11 protein-coding genes are annotated in these 6,535 nt (G+C 51.0%); all 11 read right to left on the bottom strand.

Annotated features, from left to right (window positions below):
- Positions 1–279 precede the first annotated feature (279 nt).
- Positions 280–450: a hypothetical protein gene (locus tag IPG80_RS15620; RefSeq protein WP_345108538.1), complete on the bottom strand. Its 171-nt coding sequence runs from the start codon at positions 448–450 to the stop codon at positions 280–282.
- Positions 451–608: 158 nt separating this feature from the next.
- A complete protein-coding gene (locus IPG80_RS15615; protein WP_345108535.1) occupies positions 609–869 on the bottom strand; it encodes a hypothetical protein in 261 nt (86 codons plus the stop codon).
- Positions 870–882: 13 nt separating this feature from the next.
- Positions 883–1,698: an HAD-IC family P-type ATPase gene (locus IPG80_RS15610; protein WP_345108532.1), complete on the bottom strand. Its 816-nt coding sequence runs from the start codon at positions 1,696–1,698 to the stop codon at positions 883–885.
- A gap of 16 nt (positions 1,699–1,714) precedes the next feature.
- Positions 1,715–2,371 carry a cation transporter gene (locus tag IPG80_RS15605; protein ID WP_345108529.1) on the bottom strand — a complete coding sequence of 219 codons (657 nt, stop codon included), beginning with the start codon at positions 2,369–2,371 and terminating at the stop codon, positions 1,715–1,717.
- A gap of 16 nt (positions 2,372–2,387) precedes the next feature.
- Positions 2,388–3,053: a sulfite exporter TauE/SafE family protein gene (locus tag IPG80_RS15600; RefSeq protein ID WP_345108527.1), complete on the bottom strand. Its 666-nt coding sequence runs from the start codon at positions 3,051–3,053 to the stop codon at positions 2,388–2,390.
- A gap of 82 nt (positions 3,054–3,135) precedes the next feature.
- Positions 3,136–3,903: a cbb3-type cytochrome c oxidase subunit I gene (locus IPG80_RS15595; protein ID WP_345108525.1), complete on the bottom strand. Its 768-nt coding sequence runs from the start codon at positions 3,901–3,903 to the stop codon at positions 3,136–3,138.
- Positions 3,842–4,861 carry a cbb3-type cytochrome c oxidase subunit I gene (locus tag IPG80_RS15590; RefSeq protein ID WP_345108522.1) on the bottom strand — a complete coding sequence of 340 codons (1,020 nt, stop codon included), beginning with the start codon at positions 4,859–4,861 and terminating at the stop codon, positions 3,842–3,844. The genes IPG80_RS15595 and IPG80_RS15590 overlap by 62 nt, the downstream gene beginning before the upstream one ends.
- A gap of 134 nt (positions 4,862–4,995) precedes the next feature.
- Positions 4,996–5,403, bottom strand: coding sequence for a hypothetical protein (locus IPG80_RS15585; protein ID WP_345108519.1), 408 nt, complete (start codon positions 5,401–5,403; stop codon positions 4,996–4,998).
- A gap of 23 nt (positions 5,404–5,426) precedes the next feature.
- Entirely contained in the window at positions 5,427–5,579 is a 153-nt protein-coding gene (locus IPG80_RS15580) for a hypothetical protein (RefSeq protein ID WP_345108516.1), read from the bottom strand.
- A gap of 162 nt (positions 5,580–5,741) precedes the next feature.
- Positions 5,742–5,927: a LuxR C-terminal-related transcriptional regulator gene (locus IPG80_RS15575; protein WP_345108514.1), complete on the bottom strand. Its 186-nt coding sequence runs from the start codon at positions 5,925–5,927 to the stop codon at positions 5,742–5,744.
- Positions 5,924–6,403, bottom strand: a complete 480-nt coding sequence (locus IPG80_RS15570; protein ID WP_345108511.1) for a response regulator transcription factor — start codon at positions 6,401–6,403, stop codon at positions 5,924–5,926. The genes IPG80_RS15575 and IPG80_RS15570 overlap by 4 nt, the downstream gene beginning before the upstream one ends.
- Between the last annotated feature and the right edge of the window lie 132 nt (positions 6,404–6,535).

Genomic DNA, 6,535 nt, shown 5'->3' with positions numbered 1-6,535 from the left:
CATATTTTCTTCATCTAACAATGGGAATTTATTCATCTTCATGGCATTGGTCGTGACAAAGATACTGCTTGCCACCATCGCAAAGGCAGAAAACGGGTTGCAGCAGCCCGCCATTGCAAGCCACGACACCGGGCGCAGGTTGTAAATCACTGCCCAGCCTAAATTCTGTTTACACGTTCATCGATTCGCGTGATAAATCCACCAGCTACGGGATGACGCGCAAGCCGTCACGCACGAGCACAATGTCGGCGGCGGAACGGGCAACATCCGTTCCATGATTCATCGCAAGCTCGATCGTTGCAGCGGCGAGGGCGGGACCATCGTTGCTGCTTCGCCGACCATCGCGGAATTTTCGCTCCGAAGGCGCTTCATCTTTTCATCGGGGCTAAGCCCGGCACTGACCGGATGCCCAGCGCCTTTTGCCAGCGCGCCTCGCCGGCCTGGCTTCATCGCCTGTCAACACGCGCCGAGTTCCAATCCGCGTGATTGCAACTCCCTAACCGTCTTTGCGCTTCTGCGCGGATGGTTTCACCAAGCGCGAGATCCCGTCACCTGCCCATCCCAACCCGCATAGACGACGACATACATGTCCCGCTTCCTTTCACGCCTCAGCCTGTTGACTGATATCCGTTGACATACTCAACCTCCGGCAGACATGGGACGGGCAGAGCCAATATGAATTGGATTGGATTGGATGGTAACTGGTAATTGACCGACAATGCCGAGGCAGGGAGGACTTTGAAAGATGTTGGTTTACTGAGTTCAATATTCCCTGCATGGCATACTCCACAATCGCCTTTGCCAGCGGATGTTCCGACTTCGTTCTCAACCGAAGCCACAACTTCTAGAAATTCTGTTCTTCTGTCCACTACCAACTGTAACTCACAACGCCACCTTCATCGGCAACTTGTAGTGTTCCCGTTTTATCGAAGAATATTCGCTCCACTTGGCAAGCCGTTCCAATGCACCTGTGCTGCGTAATATGACGCCAGATTCAGCGGCGCGTTCAAGCGAAAGCCACAACGTCAGCGGAGTAGCAAGCCCTAACGCACATGGACACGCGATCAACAAAACAGATAATGCCACTAGCATCCCCGTTTCAAGCCCAGCAATGGAATACCAAATTAGAAAGGCAATCGTCGCCAACGCCAACGCCAGCGGAGTCATCCATGCGGAGAGTTTATCCACCATTCTTTCGAGTGGAGAACGCGCCCACAGGGCTTCGTGCAGTAAACGCCCGATCTGCCCCGCCGTGGTGGATGAACCGACAGCGGTTGCGATCACTTCAAAACTGCCGTCAAGGCTGACCGTGCCTGCCTGAACCTTTTCGCCTTCGTGGTGCGTCACGGGCTTGAGTTCGCCTGTCAATAACGATCTGTCCACGTCACCTTCACCAATGGCGATGAGTCCATCCACAGGAAAGCGTTCACCTGGGCGAACCCGCACGCGCATTCCAGGCTTGAGCTCTGCAACATTCACAACACTATCTTGATTATTTGTAACCACCGTCGCTTGATCGGGAATTTGTTCAAGCAAACGCGAGACAGCTTTGTTACTGGATTTGTGCGCCTGCATTTCGAGCCAACGTCCAATCGAAACAAGGAAGATGAGCATGGTGGCGGTGTCAAAATATAAACCGCCATGCCCTAAAATTAAATTGCGAACCGATAACCCAAACGCCGAGAATGTTCCGATCATGATCAGCGTGTGAATGTTAGGCTGTCCGCGCAGCAAGCTGGCAAACCCTGCTCGCAAAATCGGCAGCCCCAGCAGAGATCAAAACGGGCAGGCTCGAAACCAACATCATGATCTGGAAGAAATGCACAAGCCACGCCGTCTCTGGGGTTGCCCAGCCCATTAACTCACGCACATAAATTCCGCCGCCTACGATCATGTCGTGCAAGACCATCACGCCGCCGATCAACAAACGTGTGAAAAAAGATTCTTCTTCGTCGCGGGGTTTTTCATCTGGAAGCGTGGCTTGATACCCAAGCGTGCGCACGCGCCGTTTTAGTAATTGGTGATTGGTAATTTTTGAGTCGAAGGTAATGTTGGCTTGTTGTTGGATGAAATTTACATCCGCGCTGACCACACCCTTTGTACGTTTGAGGTTTTCACTGACCAACCACGCGCAAGATGAACACCACATGCCGCCCAGTGTGAGGATGACCTCCCCGCTTCCTTCTGGGACTTGAGCCTGATTCTGCTCAACGGCTGGACTCTCCGCTAGAAGCGCCGCCACCTCCCTGCACGATGGACAGCAAATTACATCCCCGTTGTCGTTCGATAGGGGATGCAAGGTGGTTAATCCACAAAGCAAGCAAGTGGTGAGCGTTTTTGTTTTGACAGGAGAAGCAGAGGCTAGATTCATATTTACAACTTGATATTTACCAAAGCATGACCGAACCCAGCATGTAATGGTCAACGAATCCGAGGGAGGCGAATCCGCGCATGGCAAATTGGAAGCCGAAAAACATCATTACAAGAGAAGCAAGGCTTCGTGACCAGATGCGTGGAATGGATTTTGATGCAAGCCATTTAACGGCAAGTAAACTTGGGAGCGTGGCAATGCCAAAGACGGACATATTCAACATGCCTTGAAATGCGTTTGTGGAAGTGACCGCTGTGAGGAGCGCGGTCAGAACCAAGCCGCAGGGGAGAAGCCCCCAAAGGAGACCGAGCAGGTACGAGGTCGGGAGTGAAGCGGATTTGAATCCACGAATGGTGCTGCCCCAGCGTTGAACCAATCCGGGAAATAAAGATCCTGGCGAGGGGGTTAATCCAATAAATGCAGATGCCATATAAAAGGCAATGATCGCAAACAGAATGGAGAGCGTGGCTTGAAGATTGTCAAAAGCCCAGAGGGTTTGACCAAATGCGCCAAAAATAAATCCGAGAATCGAATAGGTGCTGATGCGCCCCGCGTGCGCGAGAACCCAGGCGGGTTTATTCTGAAAGATCGGCTGGCGGTCGAAGAGGACGATGACTGCACTGCACATGCCAACACAATGCCCAAGACTTCCGAGTAACCCGAGTAAAAAGGATGCTGACATTTTGTTGAGTTGCCAGTCTTAGAAATTTGAACCTGCCCGAGGTGGCGAAGCCCCGGGCAGGTTTTCAAAGGAGAATGTCTTTCTAGCGGATGAACCAGGTACGACCCAGCAACCACCAGTTAGTGAAGTAATAAATGGCGAACCAGACAAGGAAGGCAAAGACGAGCACGAGCGCGCCTTTGGGTTGGTTCTGCTTGTCTTCCATTTGGTGATCGGTCAATTTTGTAGAATCGATGATCGGGTTGTGTGTGCCAGTGAGCAACAAGAGATTAGAAGCTTCGAGGCGGGGTCCGGTGAGAATGGAGGTGAGCACAATAGTCACATACATGATGCCGCCAGTTACAGCCAGGAGCGCGCCAATACCGAAGACAGCCAGTGAGATTTCAACGGTGCCAGGAACGACACCAGCGAAGGTGATATCCCAGTTGCGGCGGGCGACGCCCTGCAAACCGCTGACGATCATGCCCATGGAAGTAAGCAACATGCCAGTACCAAAAACATAAGGCTGCCATTTTGCCCAACTCTTGAGTTTGAGTTCCTTGCGGAAGATGAGCGGAATGACGTAATAGGTGAAGCCCATGAAGGCAAGGGTTGTGCCGCTGACCACTGTTGCATGGAAGTGACCTGGCAGGCGCAAAGTGTTATGAACGAGCATATTGATCTGTTCAGTGCCGATGGTCACGCCGGTCACGCCGCCGATCCAGCCAAAGAGGAACATGGAGAGAACCAAAGCGCTAAAACCAGGCTCTCCCCAGGGTGCATTGCGAAGCCATCCGAACAAACCTTTTCTATAGCCTTTGGCGCGTAGGGCAATTTCCAAAGCAGCAGGAATGGAGAAGGCGTGCATCATGGAACCAAGCACAGCAAGGTACATGGCATAGGATGTATTGACGGCTTCCAGGCGAAGGAAAGACCGGGGTCAACCAACAGGTGATGAGCCGAACCAAGGTTGATGAAGAACAGGTAGAGGATGAAGGCAAGGCGCGAGAATTTTCATTGACCGGGCGAATGCCAACGGTCATTTGTGCGAGCGCATACCAAATGGAAACCATTGCCGCAAGGTTGACTTGTTGCGCGGGATGTCCAAATCCCCAAAAGAAGTTGCGATAGATGCCTGGGTCATAGGTTTTGAGAATACCAAGCGACCAGAAGAAGGCAGGCACAATAGCGGCGGCGCCTTCGAGCAGGGTGTAGGTGGCGAGGATGGCGGCGGTCATGAGACCAAAGACCACCAAGGGCAGTGAGCCGGTAAAGCGCCCTTCACGCTTGGCAGTCACGACGTTGATGAAGAACGTGATGACCGTGATTAATGCGCCGACGGCAAAGAGGATGTAACTCAGATAGAACAGCGGATGCGCCTTCATGGGAACATAGGCTGAGAACATGACGTTTGAATTCGGGTCGAACAACACCACGGCATTTGCCATCAAACCGCCAACGGTCATCATGATAAAGCCCGTCCAAGCTAGTTTGGGCGCGGCGTGCCTTGCATTGAGCAGAATGGTCGAGCCGAAATGCAGACCTGCCATTTCAAAGAAAACGATCCATGCGATCAGCATGTCAATGCCGTGCAAGGTGAGCAGGCGGTAGAACCAAACGGCAGGGAGTAAATGGATCGCCTGCCAGCGGGTGAGCGCGATCAACAACGCCGCAATGCCGCCGAGGGCGAGAGTCACCACAGCCATGACCGCATTGGCAATGATGAGGCGTTCAGTGTGCATATCCACTTTGAGCGTGGTTACGGGGCAGTCGCGGTAATCGTCTTTTGCGCCCGCAGTCCAGGGAGTGGTAGGTGCAAGGGATGCCATAGTTATTTCTCCTCGGTCACGATCACTTTACCAACCATCGTATGATGGCCGACAAAGCAGTATTCATTACAAACGATGGTGAATTCACCCGAACTGGTGGGTGTAATGGTTGCAACATAGTCATATCCAGGGGATTACCTGGAGGTTGATATTGACTGGTTGAAGAGAGAACCCATGCTGCAGATCCATGGAAGAGATATGCAGGCGGTATTCCTCTCCTTTTTCAAGTTGCAGAATCGGATACCATTGCCAGGTGCTGGCGCGGATGTACACATCACTCCCGGGAGGGGCGGCAACAACAGGCAGCGTAACCCAGTCGCTTCATCCGTGCCGATGGTGTATTGCTCTACAAAGGCATTGACCTTCTCTCCATAATCGGCAGGCGAAGTTCGATAGGTTTCGGTGGGCACATTTTGCTTGCCGTAGAGATACCAAAGCGGCATCATAATGGTCAGGAAGATGCACCAGACAAGCGCAACGGTGAGCCAACTCTTTTCCATGCGACCCATGGGCTTCCACCAATTTTTTTCAGGGGCTAACATAATTCACTCTCCAATGGATTAATTTACGGGGCAGGAGGAATATTCATCAAATCAATAATTCCCCACACGTTATAAAGCACGGTGCTAATCAGCAGGGACAACAGGAACAACAGCCAGATGTTGTCAAAAATCTTTTGACCGGGGTGTTGCGGTTCTTCCTTCTTTTTGTCGGACATGGCGATTCTCCTCAAAAATGTCTGGATGTAAGAAGCACAAGGCTTCATCGCTCATGTTAATTTAATAACCCCGATTAACGTATTTGTTATATGTAATAATTGAAATAAAAAAAGAGTGATTTTTCCATCACTCTTTTTCAATAAAGAATTAGTTCTTTTTTATTACAACAGCCCTTTGCTTTGCGCCAGCTTGGCAGCCTCTCTGCGGGAGTTGACCCTAAGCTTGGAGAGGATATTGCGAATATGGGTCTTGACTGTATTCAGACTAACGGTTAATTTTTCAGCCACATCCCTGTCCGATGCACCTTTCGCGACCAGAGAGAGCACTTCCAATTCGCGTTCAGTCAACGAGTTATCTTCATTTGGAAGGTCGGATCGCCACTTTTTTGATTGAAACTCATCCGCCGAAACTCGGCAAGAACCCGCCCCGCCAGCGACGGTGTGATGGCGGCTTCACCGTTCAAGGCACTATGCAACATTTCCACCATGATATGAGATCGAATATCCTTTAATAAATATCCCTGTGCGCCGCTTTTCAACGCCTCAAATAATTTTTCGTCATCATCACGAACGGTCAGCACCACAATGGTCGTATCAGGAAGAAGCTGCTTGATCTGGCGTGTCGCCTCGAGCCCATCCATGGTCGACATTTGAATATCCATCAAGATCAAGTCCGGCTTCAGTTCCTGCGCTTTGATCACCGCTTCAAGCCCGTCGTTTGCATTGCCTACAACCTCCATATCAGGCTGAGATCCAATAATGACTGCTAGACCTTCACGAAACAAAGCGTGATCGTCCACCAGCATAACGCGTATTTTCTTCATCTGAATTTTATTCCTTATTGCTCAAAGGGAACGATAGAATAATTTGTGTCCCCATTCCAGGCATGGATTTGACTTCAAGTTGTCCGTTAATTTGCAGAGCTCTTGCCTTCATGATCTGCAAACCAAAATGTC

Origin of the sequence: Candidatus Villigracilis vicinus (assembly GCF_016702885.1) — a bacterium.
GTDB classification, from domain to species: Bacteria; Chloroflexota; Anaerolineae; order Anaerolineales; family Villigracilaceae; genus Villigracilis; species Villigracilis vicinus.
Note: the sequence above shows the minus strand (reverse complement) of the source record. Positions and strands in the feature narration are given on the sequence as shown.